The organism is Arthrobacter sp. 05T410 (assembly GCF_056396505.1).
Genome location: NZ_JBFTLP010000030.1, coordinates 1 through 17,180 on the forward strand (window position 1 = coordinate 1; position 17,180 = coordinate 17,180).

The following is a 17,180-nucleotide window of genomic DNA, read 5'->3' on the forward strand; positions in this document are numbered from 1 at the left end:
AATGTACTGGGCACGTTCGGTGCCTTGTTCCTGAATCAGGGTATCCAGGGACTCCAGCCATTCGGCGGTCTCTTCCGGATMACGATCAGGCAGCTGGTTTGTCAACCCGCTGAGGATATGGGAGGTATCTTCTCCTGCAGCCACGTCCACCTCACTCTTCATCGTTGAATGGTGATCAATATTTTTCATTATGTGAAAAAACTTTCTTGCATTTCGAGATTATCGAGAGAGGCTGGGACGCGTCAACATCAGCGGCGCATCAACGCGGCCCGGCAGTCATAATCGGTTGGAAGGTCGGTACACAAGGCAACGCGGGGTCAGATGCGGCCCATAAAGCCGCCCGGCATCGGCCGTATCTGACCCCGCGTTGCCTTGGCGGTCAGGCTTAGGTGAGCAGCCTGCCCCACCGCGGGGAGAGCAGCGGGGCGCCGGCCATTTTGAGGCAGTGCCACAGGGTCACGGCCACCGAATCGAGCACGGGAACGCCCATGGCCGCCTCGATTTCCTCCGCGATGTTGGCACCGTAGAGATTGGTGCAGAGGTACACGAGCGCGTCCGGGTTCTGTGCCGCGAGTTCCAGGGATCCGGGCCGCATCTCGGCGTCGGAGACCCGGGCGAATGATTCGTTGTCGCTCAGGCCGAGGAAACGGTGGTCAAGTGTTTTGATCCCGTCCCGTTCGTAGGACGCCACGATCCGTTCGTTGACGTCCTCCGTGTACGGGGTGAACAGCCCGATCCGCTCGGTGCCGAAGGACCGGAAGGCCTCCATGTAGGCCAGTGTGGAGGTGGTGGCGGGAATGCCGGTGGCGTCCTGTATTCCCTTGACGAGTTCGCGGTCGTGATCGGCGCCGAGCCACGATCCTGAAGTGCCGTTCCACGCGATGACGTCGACGTCGGCGGTCGCCAGGATCTCGGCGGCAGCCCGCATTGCCGGGGCATCAAATTGCCGGTCGGAGGAATCGTCGAGGGCGATCCGCGTGACCTGGATCCTGGCGAAGTGGATTGTCACGTCGTCGCGGTCGCCGAGGATCCGGTAGCTTTGCGGCTCGAGGCAGGTGTTGGAGGACGGCACGATCATGCCGATACGGGTGGGGCGGGTTGCGGAAGGCATGGGTGCTCCTAGCGGGCAGCGGGGTAGACAGCGGCGGGGGCGGGGGTGGCGCTGACGGGGGCGGTGGCCGCGGCCGCCTGGTGCTCGCGGAAACCGTTTCGGGCCACAAACTGGCCCACGGGGCCGGGGTCATGGAAGCCGCCGGCGTCCAGCACGACGCGTCCGGCGGACACCACGACGGCGGGCCAGCCGGTGAGCGTCCTGCCGTCGAACGGCGAGAAATCCGTTCCCATGTGCAGGGCAGCGCCGTCAACGGTGCGTTCCTGTGCGGGATCGAAGACGACGAGGTCGGCGTCGTACCCTGCTGCGATCGTTCCCTTGCCCGGCAGGGCGTTGATCCGGGCCGGACCGGCGGCGAACACTTCCACGAAATCCTCCACCCGGGCTGCCCCGCCGGTGGCGTCCATCATGGCGGTAAAGGTGACAGGCATGCGGGTTTCCACTCCCGGCAGGCCGTGCGGCATGGCGCGGATGTCATCGGATCGCTCGCGTTTTTGCGTGAGGTCGTAGCAGGAGTGGTCCGAGGCCACCGTGTGGATGGCTCCGGCGGCAAGCCGGTCCCGCAGCGCGGCGACGGTCTCGGGGCTGCGCATCGGCGGGCAGCAGGCGTACCACTCGGGGAAGGACGTGCCGTAGACGGTGTCGTCCAGGGTGAGGTAGTGCGGGCACGTTTCCGAGAAGGCGTCCATTCCGTGGCTGCGGGCCCCGGCGACGAGGTCTACGGCCCCCGGCGTGGACTGGTGCACAAAGTAGACGGGAGCGTTGGTGTACTCGGCCATCGCCAGGGTCTCCTTGACCGAGATCTCCTCCGCGAGTTCGGGCCGGGTCCGGTGCAGGTGTTCGATGCCGATGCGGCCGTCGTCCGCATGCTGCTGGGTGCAGTCGGCAATGATGGGATCGTGTTCGGCGTGGATGTAGGTAAGGCCGTCGAGCCGGACCATCTCGCGCATGACCTTCAGGATGGTGTCCCCGTCGGCCATGGTGGTGCCCCGGTTCGTGGTGTACATCTTGACCGAACGGACACCTTCGGCGGCGAGCTGTTCGAGCTGCCACGGCACAGTCTCGTCCCACTGGACCACCGAGCCGTGCAGGGCGACGTCGCAGCGGGACTCGCGTGCCAGTTCCTTCTTGTGCAACACCGCGGCCAGCGGGGTCTCGCGGGCGTCGCGGGGGATGCCGAAGTCGATAATGGTGGTGGTGCCGCCCCAGAGGGCAGCGGTGGATGTTGTCCGGTAGTCGTCCAGGGTACGGAACCGTCCGGTTACCTGGGCGACATGGCAGTGGCCGTCCACGCCACCCGGAATCACCAGCTGGCCAGCGGCGTCGATGCTCCTGGCGGCAGCGGGGACCGGCTCAGAAGCGTCCACGAGCTGGACGATCGTCCTGCCGTGCACCACGACGTGCACATTCTGGCGGCCGAAACTGTTGACCACGGTGCCGTTGGCAATGACAAGGTCTGGGGTGTGGGACATCGTTGTCCTCCTTCGAGAAAGAAAATTAGTGGGACGGTGCGGGCAGCCGGGTGGCGTGCTGCGCCGTCGTGAGGGCGGCATCGAGGTTTTTCGAAAGCCCCTTGCGGGCCTTGACCGGTGGCGGCGCGAAGGCGCCGGCCCGGTGCGGACCGGACTGGAGGTTGACTACGGACTGGGCCATCTGGATGCCAGCGGAAATGCCGTCCACCACGGGGACGGGGATCTGGCCTGCAAGCTCGCGGGCAAGTCCGGCGAGCGGCGCGCCGGCGAGGATCACGACGTCGGCCCCGTCCTCGGCGACGGCCTGGCGGCTGAGCGCCAGCAGGGTCTCCTTGAAGTCCTGCTGCACGGAACCGATGCCGTTGAGGCTCTCGTTGATGGAGCGGATCGAGGCCAGCCGGCCGGCGAGCCCGAACCGTTCAACGCAGTCCAGATACCAGGGCCGGATGCGGTCCGAGATGGCGATGATCGAGAACCGGTGCCCCTGCAGGGCGGCGGCGCAAAGTGCCGCCTCGGTAATTCCGATGACGGGGACGTCGGCGAGTTCCTTCAGCGCCGGCATCCCTGGGTCGCCGAATGCGGCGACCACCACGCCGTCGACGCTGGCGCCGTCGCGAGTGTACTCTGCGATGATTTCGGCGACGGCACCGGCGGCGATCAGCGATTCAAAGCGGGTTTCGATATATTCGACGCCGTGGCCGGCGGTCCGGACTGCCAGTTCGGTTCCGGGCGAGGCTGAACGCCGGGCTTCGGATTCGATCAGCGAAGTGACATCGTTGCTGATGTTGGGGTTGATGACAAGGAGTTTCATTACTTCTTCCGATGAAGGTCGGGTTCCGTCCGGCGGAAATTCTCCGGAAACTGTTCCCGGTATTTGTCGATGTGCGACGCCGACTGGGCAGCCGCCCGGTCAGGGTCACCGCTGGCGATCGCGGTGTAGAGCGCCCGATGTTCTTCGATGAGTTCGGGGAGGTCGCTCACATGCCGGAACAGCCAGTGCATCCGGCCCTGGAGGGGTTCGAGCGCCGATTTGAGGAAGCCGTTGTTGGCGATCCGGGTGATGGCATCGTGGAATTCGCTGTTGGCCCGGTGGGCGTCCATAATGGCGCCCTTGGCTAGAGAGAGCTCGGCCACGTCCAACAAGGCTTCCAGCGCACTGAGGTCCTCCGGTGTGGCGCGGGCCGCGGCCAGCCTGCAGGCCAGCACTTCGAGCGACTGGCGGACGTCGAAGAGATCCTCCACGTCTTTGGGGCTGAGCGAGCTGACTTCGGCCCCGCGAGCGCCGCGGTCGCTGACCAGGCCTTCCTGGCGCAGCATTCGCAGCGCCTCGCGGACCGGGAGGCGGGAGACGTTGAATTCGGCGGCGAGGTCGCGCTCCACCAGCCTGGTGCCGGGAACGTAGTGCCCTTCAAAGATCCTGTTGCGGAGGGTGTCCCGGACAGCCTCCCGGAGGGGGCGTTCCTTGTCCTGGGTTTCTTCTGCGGTAAGCATGGTGCTCCATTTCGGGTTCTTTATGGCACTGCGTTCCCGGCTTCGGGAACTGGTGTTTCGTGGCCTAGCTTAGACAGGGAGCCGCTTGTTGTAGTTCAGGGTCAGCACGGATGCGCCCATGATGATCGCGGATCCCACGAAGTACAGCAGCGCCCAGGTGTATGAGCCGGTGGCACCGACGATCAGGCCGACCGCGATCGGGGTGACGAAGCCGGAGATGTTGCCGCTGAAGTTCATCGCGCCGCCCAGGACGCCGGCGTTGGTCCGGCCCCCAAGGATCGAGGGGATGCTCCAGAAGAGGCCCACCCAGCGAAGGAAGAACATGACGACGGAGAGCAGGACTACCGCCGTCGTCGGGTCGGCAACGACGGTGACACCGACAAGGCCGCCGATCACTACGACGCTGGAGGTGCCCAGGAGGGTGCGCATGACGCGGTTGGCCGAGGCGCCAGATGCCCGCCATTTGTCGGCGATGGTGCCGCCGAGGATTTCGCCGACGAAACCGGCGCCGAAGATCACGAACGTGGACCAGCCGATGGTCTTCAGGTCAAAGCCCTTGGCCTGGGCCAGGTAGAGCGGGCCCCAGGTGAGCAGGCCGTAGAAGACGCCGTTGAAGCCCAGCCAGCCGAAGCACATGGCCCAGAAGGAACGGAACTTCAGGTAGGGGAGCAGGGCGCGCTTGCCCTTGCTGCCGTCGAGCTCGGCTTCGGCGTCCTCGGCGGCGTGGGAGGCCTCGATGTACTCGGCCTCGGCATCGTTGACTCCGCGGTGCTGGCGGGGGTTGTCCCGGACGTACCACCAGACGGCGAGGCCCATGAGGACGGTGGCGGCGCCGGCGATGATGAAGGAGCTCCGCCAGCTGCCCGTCGAGGCGATCAGGCCTGCGATGAGGATGCCGCCGAGCCCGGCGCCCAAAGGGGCTCCGGCGTCAAGGATGGTGGCGCCGCGGCCGCGTTCCGATTTGTGCATCCAGATGGCATTCAGTTTTCCGCCGGCCGGCATGACCCCGGCCTCGGTGACGCCGATGCCCAGGCGGGCGATGAACATGCTGACAAAGCCTCCGGCCAGGCCGGAGGCCGCCGTTGCGGCGCCCCAGCCGACGCAGGACGCGGTCATCACCTTGCGGGGGCCGAACTTGTCGATCAGCCAGCCGACCGGGATCTGCATGAGGGCGTAGGTCCAGAAGAAGGCCGAGAGCAGGAGGCCCACGAGCTCCGGGGCCATGTTAAATTCCTTCTGGATGATGGGCAGGGCAACAGAGATGGATCCCCGGTCGATGTAGTTTACGGAGACGAGGACCAGCAGGAGGAGGAACATTTTCCATCGGACATTCGTGCGCCGTTGCACGCCGTCCTTGGAGCTTGTGAGGTCATCGGGCTGTACTGCTGTTTCGGTATTTGGAAGAGACACAACTTCTCCTTGATAGAGAGTAAACATGCCGGCAGGTGATGGGGGATTTGTTTGAGGGTCAGGATGCCGGAGCGTGGGGCGTCCTGTGCGCGGGCCCTGTGTCGATCGCAGCGGTTGATAGGGCTGATGTCAGCGCTGACATCAGGTTCGGATCAGGTGCAGAATCTGGGAGGGCGGGGCCCGGCAAGCTTTCTTATTTTGGGATCCCGATTTGGGATCCCAAAATTCAGATTAGGAGTGACGTGGGCCACTGTCAAGGGTCATGGGCCGGCTGGGCCGGTTCGCCGCGAAAATGTCGTTTGTGACTGGTCCTGGGGGCCGGGCGGGCTGCGCCGGAACATGGCTGCGCGGGAACATGGCTGCGCCGGCCACCAGGCAGGGAGGCCTGTTCCCGGAGCGGTGCCGGGGCCGGTAGGGGTGTGACGTGGTGCTGGCAGCCGGTCTTGGCTGCTCCGGGCTTAGCTGCCCCGGTAGGTGGAGTAGGCGAAGGGGCTCAGCAGAAGCGGGACGTGGTAGTGGGCCTGCGCTTCGGACACCGCAAAGGTCAGTGTGACTTCGGGGAAGAAGGTCTCGGTCCCGGCGGCCTCGTAATAGGCTCCGGTGTCGAAGCCCAGGCGGTAGGTGCCGGAGCCCAGGCTGTCGGGGCCGAGTGACTTGACTCGGCCGTCATCGTCCGTGGCGCCGGCCGCGATCCTGACCCAGCGTTCGCCGTCGAGCATGTCCAAGGTGACTGCGACGCCTGCGGCGGGCTTGCCGGAACCCGTGTCCAGAACGTGGGTAGTGACGTGGGAAGTGCTCATGCGCCTATCAGTCCTTCGAGTCGGAGTAACGCGATTTCGCGCAGCTGCTGGCCGATGACCACTTGTTCTTCTTCGGGAGTGTGGGCGAGCCGGGCGTTGAGGGCCGCCAGGATCTCCTCGCGGCTCCGGCCGGCCGCGCGGATCAGGAAGACCTGGCCGAATTTCTCTTCATAGCTCCGGTTCCCTGCGGCGATGGCTGCGGCGACGGCCGGATCCGGAGCGCCCAGGCTCGCCTGCTCCGATTGGGAGAGCCGGGCCTCCGCGCCGTTTCCTGCGGCCCGTTCGCCGATGCGGGGATGGTGGGCCAGCGCGGCTTCCACCTCCGCCTCGGTGAACGGTTCCGCCGCGCGGCCGGCGGTTTGGAGGAGGATTTCCGTACTGTCGAAGGGCCTCGAGCCGACGATCTCCTCAATCCATCGCTCGATGTCCAGACAGGGGCGCAGGGCGGCGGCGGCCTCCGCGCGTCCGGCGGCATTAAAGTCGTCCAACAGCATGTGCCAGATCCTTAGTGTCAATGCTGGCATCCACGGTGTAGGGCTATACGGACATAATATTCGTATCGTGGAACTGTTATTTCAGCATATGCAAAAGATTGAACCGTACCCGTCTGAGCTGTGTCAACCAGGGGCGGTTCCGCGACAGCCCCGGTCAGCTCGCCAGGAACCGCAGCAGAACCTCGTTGATCTCCGCGGCGTGGGTCCACAGCATGCCGTGCGGGGCGCCGTCGATCTCCACGTACTCGGCACTCGGCAGCGCCTTGGCGAATTGGCGGCCGGCGACGTCGATCGGCAGGATGTTGTCCGCCGTGCCGTGCACAATGAGGGCCGGGACATCGATCTTGGGGATGTCGGCTCGGAAGTCCGTGAGCCAGGTTGGCTGCGCCGCCGACGACGCCGTGGGCCCACCCCCGGTGGCGAGGTTCCAGCCCGCGTTCAGGACCTCCTGGCTGAGCCGGGGAGTGCCCAGGAAAGTGTCGCTGTTGTAGAAGTTCTTGAAGAATTCCGTGAAGAAGGCGTACCGGTCCGCCGTCACGGCCTCCATCAGCCCGTCGAACACCGACTGCGGGACACCGTCGGGGTTGTCCTCGGCCTGCAGCACGTACGGCTCCAGCGAGGCCAGGAACACCGCTTTCGAGACCCGGGCGGACCCGTAGGTTCCGAGGTAGCGGCCCACTTCGCCGGTGCCCATGGAGAAGCCCACCAGCACGGCGTCGTTCAGGTCCAGCGTGGTCAGGAGGGTGTTGAGGTCCGCCGCGAACGTGTCGTAGTCGTAGCCCTCGGTGGGTTTGCTGGACTGTCCGAAGCCGCGCCGGTCGTAGGTGATCACACGGTAGCCCGCGCCGAGAAGCGCCGCGGTCTGCTTTTCCCACGACGAGCCGTCCAGCGGGTAGCCATGGATAAGGACCACGGCCTGGCCGGATCCGTGGTCCTCGTAGTAGAGCTCAACGTCTGTGCTGTTTTCGGTTCCAACCTTGATGTAAGCCATGCCAGCGGTCCTCCCGGTTCGGCGCAATGCGCGGTGGTTCGGTGGTTCGGTGTGGGGCGGTTCGATGTGGGGCGGTTTCGATCTGGTGTGCAGTCAGTACGTGGGCTCCACTTTAGCGGCCGGAACTCCCGCCGCCAGGGCCTGTTCACCATCCGGAATGAGGAAGTCCTCCGCCAGGTCGGCCCACTGCGGCCGGAAGGAATACAGGCAGCCGAGCCGCAGGCGGGTCGCGGCGGCGTAAGCGTCGAAGCGTGCCGGGGTGACATGCAGTTCCTCGGCCGTGGCGATGACGTGGCGGCGGGCGGTTTGGTACCTTTCGGCGGTCAGGCGGTGTTGGTGCAGGCGCAGCTGAAGGTGCACGGCGATGTTGCCGAGGTCGGCGGCGGCCTCGGCGCGGCAGGCTTCATCGAAGTCCAGCAGACCCAGGGGAGCGCCGGGATCCAGGGTGAAGATCTGCTTGTCGTGAAGGTCCCCGTGCGACCACACCAGCGGATCCGGATCGGTCCGGAGCAGCTTTTGGGCGGCCTGCCCCGCGGCCCCGCGGACGGCCGCGCGCTCGGCTTGCGCCGCCGGAATGTCCCCGGCGTGCACCAGCCACAGGTGCACCGTGTGTTGCAGTCTCGCCAGTTCGACGGCGGCCGTCCGGACAGGGAGCGCATGGAGAGTGGGGCGGTGCGCGGGCGCCAAGGCCAGGGAATGCTGCCGGACCCAGGCCCGGGACCATTTTTGCCAGGCATTTTCAAAGACCACATCGCTGACCGCGGGGTCGATTCCCAGCTCGAACAGGGAACGGCCGGGCAGCGTCATGAGGGTGAGGCAGCCAGGGGTGGAGGAAACAATTTCCGGGGTGAGGAAGTCCCCTGCGCCGAGGAGCTCGTTCATCCGTTCGTGCCTGCCCACCGCTTCGTCGGACTGGCGGGCCCGGAAGAGCTTGAGGTGGTGCTCCCCGGCTCTGACCACGGCACGCTTGTGGGCCCGGTGCACCACCACCACCCCCAGCGGCGACGCGCGCTTCAGGGCGGGGAGACGCCGGTCGCGGCCGTCCCGCAGGAGCTCCAGCTGGCCCGCCCGGAGGTGGGCTGCCCGGACCCCTGCCCGGCCGGGAACCCCCAACTCCAGGACGTAGTCCTCCGCGGAGTCGTCGGGCCAGGAGCGGATGACCTGCCATTCGGTGTTGTCAGCATCCAGGATGGCGGCCGGGACGGGCGGGTGCCAGCCCATGGGGATCAGCTCCGGGATCCGAGGGGCCGGCTGCTGGCCAGGACGGTGGATCCGAAGGACTGACGATGCCTTACCCGGTCCTCGAGAACGCGGGTCGCCAGCGATGAGCCCGAAGGGAGCGAAGAACAGGCCAGTCGCAGCCAGCGTGCGTCCGAGTAGGCATCGAACCGATCCGGGTTGACCTGCAATTGCTCGGCCACGGCCAGCACCTTTGTGTGGGCCTTAAGGTATCGCGCCGGCGTCAGGTTACACCGCCACATGCGCCGCTCCAGATGGAAATCCAGGTAGGCGAGGTCGCGGGCGGCCTCGGCCCGGGCAGTATCGTCGAAGTCCAGCAGCCCGAACGGGGACCGGCCGTCGCCAGCGATGATCTGCCGGTCATGCAGGTCTCCGTGGGCCCATACCAGCGCGTCGGGTACCGAGCCGAGCAGGTTCGCCGTGACGTAATCTGCCATGGCGGTCAAGGTGCCGCGTTGGGTGGACAATTCCGGAACATTCTCTGTGTGGCGCAGCCATAGTTTCAACCAACGGGCCACGCCCCTCGCTTCCACCTCCGGTGAATGGACCGGCAGGGCGCCCAGAACGGTTTGTCTGCTGACGTCAGACGCCGCGCTCAGCTGGGCGAGCCAGGCGCTGGACCATTCTTCCCATGCGCCGGCAAACTCCTTGTCGCCGATCGTGACGTAGTCCTCGCCGATTTCGCCGAGCGTCGGTCCGGAGAGGGCGCTCAAAACGAGGGTGTCCGGGGAGCTCTGAAGCACCTCGGGCGCCGTAAAGGCGCCGGCGTCCAGCAGGAGGTCCATCTGGGCGTACCGTTCGGCCGGGACCGCGGCCCTGCCGGGCCGGAAGACCTTGATGTAGCAGCCCTCCGCCCGGATGATCGCCCGCGTGTAGGGCCAGTGGGAAATGATTTCCCCGCGCTGTCTTTCGGTCCGAAGGGCCGGCAGTTCGGGATCGTCCTCCGGCAGGATCTCAAAGTGGCCATGGCTCAGATGTGCTCCCCGAACGCCGGGCCGTTCTGCAGTCCGGACCTCAAGCAGGTATTCTCCGGGTTCTTTGTCGGGCCACGCGTTGTGGACGCGCCACGCCGTGCCGGCGTCGTCGGTGTATTTCCAAAGCGGCGGGTGCCAGCTCATGCGATCAACTCCAGGGCCCGGCGGATATGCCAGCTCGTGTCGGCCGGCCAGTCGCTGGCCCGGTTCCTGAACGGGTCGACGCTGTTCAGGAACAACCGGAAGGCCGCCCAGGTCTCCACCCTGGCCTGCGATACGTGCCCGCCGGCCTCGCGGTAACCGTCGATCAGCTGGGCCGTCTTGCGGCCGCCGGCGACGGGCCCGACGCCGGCGGGGTCTGCGATGTCCTCCACCGCGGCAAAGGACCCAAGGTCTCTGCCCGGGTCGGAGGTCCTGACTCGGTCGAAATCGATGATGCGGACGGCCGGGCCGTCCACCAGTACCTGGTCCGCCGAAAAGTCACCATGGACCATCACCGGCTGTTGCCTTCGGGGGCCGGCGGCGCCGACAGCTGCCAGGAGCCGGCCGGAGAGCGCGTCCACCGGAGCCTCGAGCCCGGGGAGCAGGCAAGTGATCATGGACCGCGTGGCCATGAGCTGGCGTACAAGGTCCTCCATGTCCGCCATCGGGTCCGCTCCGGTTCCCGCGTCCATTCCATGGATCGCCGCCAGGGCTTGGCCGGCCCGGTAGGCGGCCGGATCGTTGTCGACGCCGCCCAGGTCTCCGTGGCCCCAGTCCGGGGAGGCGCTGATGCCGTGCGCGGCGCATTCCGGGTCGGCGAGTTCGGGCAGGACCGGGATGCCGTGGCTCTGAAGCCGCTGCCGCAGGCGGAGACCTTCGGCAGCTTCGTCAGCTTGGACGGCGGTCTTGACGACGACGGGCAGTGTCGCCGATGGGATCCTGACAACGAGCCTGCGCTCCGGGTTGTATCTCAGCACGCTGACCGGGGGGTCCAGGAAGCGCCCTGCCGCGGGGAGCGCTCCGAGCCGTCCGAGTCCGTGGTCCCGGAGCCACCGCAGGTTGGGGCGCAGCGGCCAGTCCTCTTCGATGGGGCCGACAGCCACGACGACGTCACCGTGCGGACGGTCGGGCTGGACAACCCGGATGCCGCCGTCGCGCTTTTGCGAGCTGTCTGCCCGCTGCTGCAGTTTCCCGACGTGCTCCGGTGTTGTGGTCAATGCCCAGCCGTAGCTGCCGGCCCCATAGCCGGCCCGGCGGAAGGCGACGAGGGCGGAGGTGTGCGGTTTGTAGCGGGTCCTGATGATCTGGACACTTTCGCCCAGGAGCCCGGAGAGCAGCTCGTCGTCGAGCACCCAGTTCAGGGCCGGGATCCGGGGGTCCCGGGCCGCCAAGGCACGGTCAGCGTCGCGCCGCTGCGCCTGCAGCCACTCTTCCTGCAGCCTTTGTCCCTGCGGGGTGCTCATGTCGGCACCTTGAACAGTTCACCCGGCTCGGGGGTCTGCTGCCGGTGGACCCAGCCGGCAAAGCGGGAATCCGGATCGGCCAGCAATGACTGCGGCGGCCCGTCTTCCAGGATTTGGCCGTCTTCGAGCCAGATCACCCGGTCGCACGATTGGGCCGAGTTGACGTCGTGGGTGATCGTGATGGAGGTCCGGCCCTCGGTGAGTGTGTCCAGGGCGCTGAGGACCGAATCCCGGGATGCCGGATCGAGCCCGGCGGTCGCCTCGTCCAGGATCACGATCGGGGCCTTGCGGAGCATGGCACGGGCGACGGCCAGCCGTTGACGCTGGCCCCCGGAAAGATTGTTGGCCGCCTCGCCAAGGACGGTTTCGTAGCCCTGGGGCAGCGCGCGGATGAAACCGTCGGCCTGTGCGAGGGCCGCCACGGCTTCGATCTCCTCATCGGTGGCATCGAGGCGGCCGAACCTGATGTTCTCCCGGACGGAGGTTCCGAACAGCACGGAGTCCTGGAGCAGGATGGAGACGTGGGCGCGGACGGAAGCGATCTTGAGGTCCCGCAGGTCCTCGCCGCCGAGGCTGACATTCCCCTTCCACGGGTCCACCATCCGAAGGATCATGCTTGCCAGTGTGGACTTTCCGGCCCCGGAGGGCCCCAGCACGGCGCAGTGCTGACCTGCCGGTATGGTCAGGGTGATTCCCCTGAGCACCGCGGTTTCCTCGAAGTGGCCGGCCCAGACGTCATCGAACACAATGTCCGGGTGCGGGTTCCTGAGGGCGACGGCGTGCGGTGACTCGGGCACGTCACTCTGGGCCTCAAGCAGGTCCGCAACCCGTTCCCCGGACGCCGTCGCGCGGGCGATGCGGCTCGTGTACCTGGCCACATCCTTGAGTGGCCTCAGCCCGGTTTTCAGGTAGGTCAGGAAGACGACCAGATCACCCGGGGTCATCACGTGCTGCATCACCCTCCATCCGCCGGCGGCCAGGACCACCGCCGTCGCGATTCCCGTCAGGACGTCGGTCTTCCGCTGCAGGCTGGCGGCCAGCCGCAGCGTGACCACGCCGGAGCCAAGGGCCGACTGGTTGCTCTTGCTGAAGCCCGAGCTGAGGGTGTCTTCGAGTCCATACGCCTGGACTTCGCGCATTGCGCCCAACGTCTGGGCGGCGGTGGTGGCCAGGGCGCTTTCACCCTTGCGTGACTTGCGGGCCGCGGTAGTAATCGATCCCGAGTTCTTGCGGGACACCAACACGAATATCCCGATGGACACGAACGTCACCAGTGCGATCAAAGGATCGAGCCAGAGCATGATGAACATCATTGCTATCAGCGACACGAAATTGCCGATGAGGGGGAGCCCCGCCGTGACGGCCACATCCTGCAGCCGGGACACGTCTCCGACGAGCCGCTGGACAGTGTCGCCGGTGGAGGCGCGGCTGTGGTGGCGCATCGACAGGCCCTGGAGGTGGCGGAAGGTTCGGGCGCGCAATTCGGAGGAAATCCGGGTACCCACCAGGGCAAACGAAATCGCGGACACGTAGCCGGCCACGGCCCGGATCAGGCAGATGACAACCACCGCACCGGCGCAGAGGAGCAGCACCTCCGCACTCGCCTCCACGCTGAGCGGGGACCTGCGGAGATTGGCGCCGAGTGAGTGTGAGACGGAGTCCAGGACGATTTTCACCGGCCACGGCTCAAGAAGCCGGAAGAGGATTTCCACGGCCATGGCAATGAATCCCCAAGTGATGAGCAGCCTGTGCCCGCGCAAATGCGGGCGGACGCACCGCAAGGTCCGCCGCAGCGGTGAGAGTTCAGCCGGTGGGCTGGTGCGGGTCCGTCGCCACAAGGTCCGCCAGCTGCGGGGGTGCGAATGCCTGGCAGTGGTGGTCATTGCCTGGCCAGTCTGCGTGCAGGCGGCAGCGCCTCGGTGATCCGGGACAGCACCCCGCTCCAGCTGAACCGCTGCACGGCGTCGTTGCGGGCCTCGAGCCCCAGCCTTTCCCGCAAATTCGGGTCTTGGCCGAGCCGGAGGAGGGCGTCCGCGAGCGCGGCGGGGTCCCCGGGCGGGACGAGGATCCCGGTGCGGCCGTCCTGGATGATGGACGGGATCTGGCCCACGGCGCTCGCGATCACAGGCAACCCGGCCGCCATGTACTCAAAAACCTTCAGCGGCGAGAAGTAATCGTCCTGGCCAGGTCCGTCCGGGGGATAGGGTGCGGCGGCGGCGTCGAATTCTGCCAGGAGGCCGGGCACCGCAGCCGGCGCGACGGGGCCCGAGAAAACCGTCGGCACGCCGAGGGATTCGGCGAGGCGTTCGAGGTCCTGCCGGCCGGGGCCGTCACCCACCACATGGAGCTGCCAGCGCAGGCCCGGGTCGGCGGTCTGCTGGTTGGCCAGGGCGACACCGTGCAGCAGGCCGGGGACACCGTGCCAGGGCTTCAAGGTTCCGACGAACCCGACGGTGAGGTGGTCCGGATTCCGGCGGCCGGGGCGGCGGGCCGTGATCCGTTCGACGTTCACTCCGTTCGGCGCCAGCACGGTCCTGGCGGTCGGCACCCGCGCCCGCACCCAGCGGACCACGGGATCCGAGACGCAGGCCACGACGTCGGCCGTCGCGGCGTTGCGGCGGAACACCGTCTCAGCCTTCTTCACGTCGAGCAGCTGGCGGTACCGCTGCTGCTCCTCGATCAGCGGAGCATTGACCTCCAGCACGGACGGCACGTCCAGGATGCGGGCCACCACGGACAGCGCCGGGCTGAACAGCGAATAGCGCTCGTAGAACAGCCCGCAGCCGTTGCGCAGGACCTCGTCCGCCAGGCCCAGCGCGGCGTCCTGGACCGCCCGTTCCCGCGCGGAGGCGGGGACCGATTCCGGTTTGACTTCGACGACGTCGAGATCGGCAAGATCGCTGGGCCGCTCGGTGCCGAGCAGGGTGCAGTAGACGGTGACGGCGGCGCCGGTGCCGCGCCACGCCCGGACGATTTCCTGGACATGGACGGAGGAGCCCTTGGTGCCGAAGACAGGAACGCCGGGGTCGGCGCAGAGATAGGCCACGCGGGTCATGCGACTCTCCTTTCAGAACGGGAGAGGGACCTCAGGAGCTCGGCCTGGCGCTGGACGTCGTAGTCCTCCTCGATCAGGGCGCGGGCGTTGCGGGACATGGCGAGCCTGTCCGTGGCCGGGGAGCCGAGCTGGCAGATGCCGCGGGCCAGGGCGTGCGGGTTGCCCGGCCGGACCAGGACCCCGGTGGAGCCGTTCCGGACTACTTCGGGGATCCCGGTGACGGACGTGCTGACGCAGGGGACGCCCGTGGCCATGGCCTCGAGCAGGACCGTGGGCATGCCGTCCGCGTTGCCGTCGGCGCCGACGACGCAGGGCGCCACGAAGACATCGGAGGAGTGGAGCAGCTCGTGGACCTGGTCCTGGGTCTGCGGGCCGAGGAGGCGGACATGGGCGCCGAGTCGGAGCTGGCCGATGCCTGCCTCCAGTTCTTCGGCCATGAGCCCGGTCCCGGCGATCCGGAGGTCCAGTTTGACCCCTTGGTCCAGCAGTTCGGCGGCCGCGGGCAACAGATACTGGAAGCCTTTTTTCTCCACCAGGCGCCCGACGGCGGCGATGCGGAGGGTGGCTTCGAGCGGCCGGGGCTCCCGGTACGGGAAGCGCTCCAGCTCCAGGCCGTTGCGCACCAGATGGAGCCGGGCGGTCGAGGACGGGAAGCGGCGGCGCAGGTAGCGCATGTTGTATTGGCTGATGGTCACGGCGTGGTGGGCCTGCTCGAGCTTGAGCCGCAGGTCCTCGTCCTGGACCGATTCATGGAAGATATCCACCGCGTGCGCGGTGAACGAGAACGGGATGCCGGTGATGAGGGACGTCAGCCGGGCCACGGTGGTTGATCCCGAGGCGAAGTGGACGTGCATGTGCCGGATGTTGCGGTTCTGCAGCGCGGTGGCCAGGTTGATGGCCTGTACGGCGTCGTCTGCCGAGGCGGCGGCGAGTTCGCCCAAATTCCGGCCGACGGCGGCTGTGAGCCCGGCCGCGTCGGCCATCCGGAGGCTCTCCCACAGGGCCACGGTCTTGATGGGGCGGTCAATGTACGTCACCGGTGCCTGGACCCGGGCGAGCTCGGGGTGGAACCGGGGGTCGTCGGTGGGACGGAGCGAGAAGATTTCGATCCGGTCCCCGGCGGCCTCGCGGGCCAGGATCTCCGAAACGATGAACGTTTCGGAGAACCGCGGGTACATCTTCAGGACGTACGCCGTCCCGGGTTCAAACGGCGACACGGCTGGCACCTTTCACGCTCGCTGCGGCCTCGCTTTCGTCCGCGCTGAATTGTTCGGCACTGGCCCGTTCGGCGGTGACCTGATCGGCGCCGTCCCGATCCGCTTGGGCCAGCTCGGTAGTGGCCAGCGGCCGCAGCAGCTCGGCGGCCAGCTGCGGAACCCGGATCAGGCCGTCCAGCACCGCACGACGGCGGTCCACGGTGGTGCCGAACCGGGCGGCCAGCCAGGCTGCCAGGATCTCCGGCGTCAGCGTGCCAATCTCGTGTTGCTCCAGGTACCCGGCCGCGGCGAGGGACTCGGCCCGGATCCGCTGCTCGGCGCGCGACTGCGTGCGGGGCACGATCAGGGCCGGGACAGGGGTGCTCATGATTTCGCACACCGTGTTGTAGCCGCCCATGGCCACGACGGCGCCGGCGTGCCGGATGTGGAACACGATGTCATCGACTGTAGCGACCACTTTGACGCCGGGGCGGGCCCGCTGCCGGAGGTCATCGAGCTGCTCGGCGGGCATCTGCGGCCCGGCGACCACGAGGTGTCCCAGCCCGTCCGGGACCGGGGTGGCGACGGCGACGCGGGCCAGGGCATAGCCGTCCGAGCCGCCGCCGACCGTCGTCATGCAGTACCGCCCGGGCATGCAGCTGGTGCCGGAGGCCGGAGGGCGCCCCACGGCCAGGTAGCCCGTGTACCGGATGAGCTTTCGGAGGGCGAACGGTATTTCGCCGGCGGCTACGGGATCGTGGACGGCGGGATCGCCGTAGACCCAGATGGCATCGAACAGGTCCTTCACCACGCGGGGACCGCCCACCCTGGCCCATTCGGCGAGGGCCGCGGCGGGCGAGTCGAGGACCTCGCGGAGGCCCAGCACCACGCGCACGGGCCCGGCGGTGCGGGCGTGGCGCAAGGCTGTTTCGAGTTCGCCATGAACGCCCGTGGCGTGCCGGTCCACCACCACGAGGTGGGGGGAGAAGCCGGCCAGCGTTGCCTGCAGCAGCCTGGCCCGCAACGGCACGAGCTCCCCCATGGGCAAGGTCAGGTTCCGCGGCAGGTAGCCCGCGGAACCCTTCGCCACACCGGGAAGGAGCACCCAGTCCCACCCCTCGGGCAACCGGAACGCCGGTGCGAGGGCTGTGCCGGTGATGAGGATTCCGGTGACGGGGCGGCCGATCAGCCCGGGAAGCTGATTGTTCAGCGCGTGGGCCAGTGCCAGATTCCGACGCACATGTCCCAGGCCCACTGAATCATGTGAGTACAGCACTATCCGCAGTGGCTCCACAACAATCCTCCCCCGCCCCCGGTGCCCCGGACAAGGCCGCGATCGCGACTGTGTCCGGGCAGGTGCTGTCTGATGTTAAGCATCAGCGTGCGCCCCGAGAGTGAGGGTGGGATGAGGGGAAGATTAAGGATTCCTCATCCAAGGGCCCGCTTTTGCGGCGCCGCGCTTAGGCACGGGCACCAGCGGGTGCGGGCCAGAGGCGAGGTGG

At 67.3% G+C, this 17,180-nt stretch carries 16 protein-coding genes; all 16 read right to left on the minus strand.

Translation table 11 applies throughout. The features are described 5' to 3' along the window. Nucleotides 1–189: hypothetical protein (locus AC1DFR_RS20860; protein WP_476874375.1), on the minus strand; the 189-nt coding region annotated here is incomplete at its 3' end. A 196-nt stretch (nucleotides 190–385) separates the two neighbouring features. Then, entirely contained in the window at nucleotides 386–1,111 is a 726-nt protein-coding gene (locus tag AC1DFR_RS20865; RefSeq protein ID WP_476874376.1) for a maleate cis-trans isomerase family protein, read from the minus strand. An 8-nt stretch (nucleotides 1,112–1,119) separates the two neighbouring features. Then, complete coding sequence (locus AC1DFR_RS20870) at nucleotides 1,120–2,583, minus strand: amidohydrolase family protein (protein WP_476874377.1); 1,464 nt, start codon at nucleotides 2,581–2,583, stop codon at nucleotides 1,120–1,122. A gap of 25 nt (nucleotides 2,584–2,608) precedes the next feature. Beyond that, nucleotides 2,609–3,394, minus strand: coding sequence for an aspartate/glutamate racemase family protein (locus tag AC1DFR_RS20875; protein WP_476874378.1), 786 nt, complete (start codon nucleotides 3,392–3,394; stop codon nucleotides 2,609–2,611). Continuing rightward, nucleotides 3,394–4,074: a GntR family transcriptional regulator gene (locus AC1DFR_RS20880; RefSeq protein WP_476858188.1), complete on the minus strand. Its 681-nt coding sequence runs from the start codon at nucleotides 4,072–4,074 to the stop codon at nucleotides 3,394–3,396. Before AC1DFR_RS20880 ends, AC1DFR_RS20875 begins: the two co-directional genes overlap by 1 nt. Nucleotides 4,075–4,143: 69 nt before the next feature. Next, on the minus strand, nucleotides 4,144–5,484 hold the full coding sequence (locus tag AC1DFR_RS20885; protein WP_476858189.1) for an MFS transporter: 1,341 nt from the start codon (nucleotides 5,482–5,484) through the stop codon (nucleotides 4,144–4,146). A gap of 458 nt (nucleotides 5,485–5,942) precedes the next feature. After that, nucleotides 5,943–6,284, minus strand: coding sequence for a hydroxyisourate hydrolase (gene uraH / locus AC1DFR_RS20890; protein ID WP_476874379.1), 342 nt, complete (start codon nucleotides 6,282–6,284; stop codon nucleotides 5,943–5,945). Next, nucleotides 6,281–6,778 carry a 2-oxo-4-hydroxy-4-carboxy-5-ureidoimidazoline decarboxylase gene (gene uraD, locus AC1DFR_RS20895; protein WP_476874380.1) on the minus strand — a complete coding sequence of 166 codons (498 nt, stop codon included), beginning with the start codon at nucleotides 6,776–6,778 and terminating at the stop codon, nucleotides 6,281–6,283. Before uraD ends, uraH begins: the two co-directional genes overlap by 4 nt. A 154-nt stretch (nucleotides 6,779–6,932) precedes the next feature. Further along, nucleotides 6,933–7,769: an alpha/beta fold hydrolase gene (locus AC1DFR_RS20900; protein WP_476849758.1), complete on the minus strand. Its 837-nt coding sequence runs from the start codon at nucleotides 7,767–7,769 to the stop codon at nucleotides 6,933–6,935. Between the two features lie 93 nt (nucleotides 7,770–7,862). After that, nucleotides 7,863–8,990 carry a phosphotransferase gene (locus AC1DFR_RS20905; RefSeq protein WP_476874381.1) on the minus strand — a complete coding sequence of 376 codons (1,128 nt, stop codon included), beginning with the start codon at nucleotides 8,988–8,990 and terminating at the stop codon, nucleotides 7,863–7,865. Between the two features lie 5 nt (nucleotides 8,991–8,995). Continuing rightward, nucleotides 8,996–10,126 carry a phosphotransferase gene (locus tag AC1DFR_RS20910; protein ID WP_476874382.1) on the minus strand — a complete coding sequence of 377 codons (1,131 nt, stop codon included), beginning with the start codon at nucleotides 10,124–10,126 and terminating at the stop codon, nucleotides 8,996–8,998. After that, a complete protein-coding gene (locus AC1DFR_RS20915; protein WP_476874383.1) occupies nucleotides 10,123–11,427 on the minus strand; it encodes a phosphotransferase family protein in 1,305 nt (434 codons plus the stop codon). The genes AC1DFR_RS20910 and AC1DFR_RS20915 overlap by 4 nt, the downstream gene beginning before the upstream one ends. Continuing rightward, nucleotides 11,424–13,310, minus strand: a complete 1,887-nt coding sequence (locus tag AC1DFR_RS20920) for an ABC transporter ATP-binding protein (protein WP_476874384.1) — start codon at nucleotides 13,308–13,310, stop codon at nucleotides 11,424–11,426. The genes AC1DFR_RS20915 and AC1DFR_RS20920 overlap by 4 nt, the downstream gene beginning before the upstream one ends. Continuing rightward, nucleotides 13,307–14,482: a glycosyltransferase gene (locus tag AC1DFR_RS20925; RefSeq protein ID WP_476849753.1), complete on the minus strand. Its 1,176-nt coding sequence runs from the start codon at nucleotides 14,480–14,482 to the stop codon at nucleotides 13,307–13,309. Before AC1DFR_RS20925 ends, AC1DFR_RS20920 begins: the two co-directional genes overlap by 4 nt. Beyond that, on the minus strand, nucleotides 14,479–15,699 hold the full coding sequence (locus AC1DFR_RS20930) for a glycosyltransferase (RefSeq protein ID WP_476874385.1): 1,221 nt from the start codon (nucleotides 15,697–15,699) through the stop codon (nucleotides 14,479–14,481). Before AC1DFR_RS20930 ends, AC1DFR_RS20925 begins: the two co-directional genes overlap by 4 nt. After that, entirely contained in the window at nucleotides 15,686–16,918 is a 1,233-nt protein-coding gene (locus AC1DFR_RS20935) for a glycosyltransferase family protein (protein ID WP_476874386.1), read from the minus strand. Before AC1DFR_RS20935 ends, AC1DFR_RS20930 begins: the two co-directional genes overlap by 14 nt. Nucleotides 16,919–17,180: the final 262 nt, after the last annotated feature.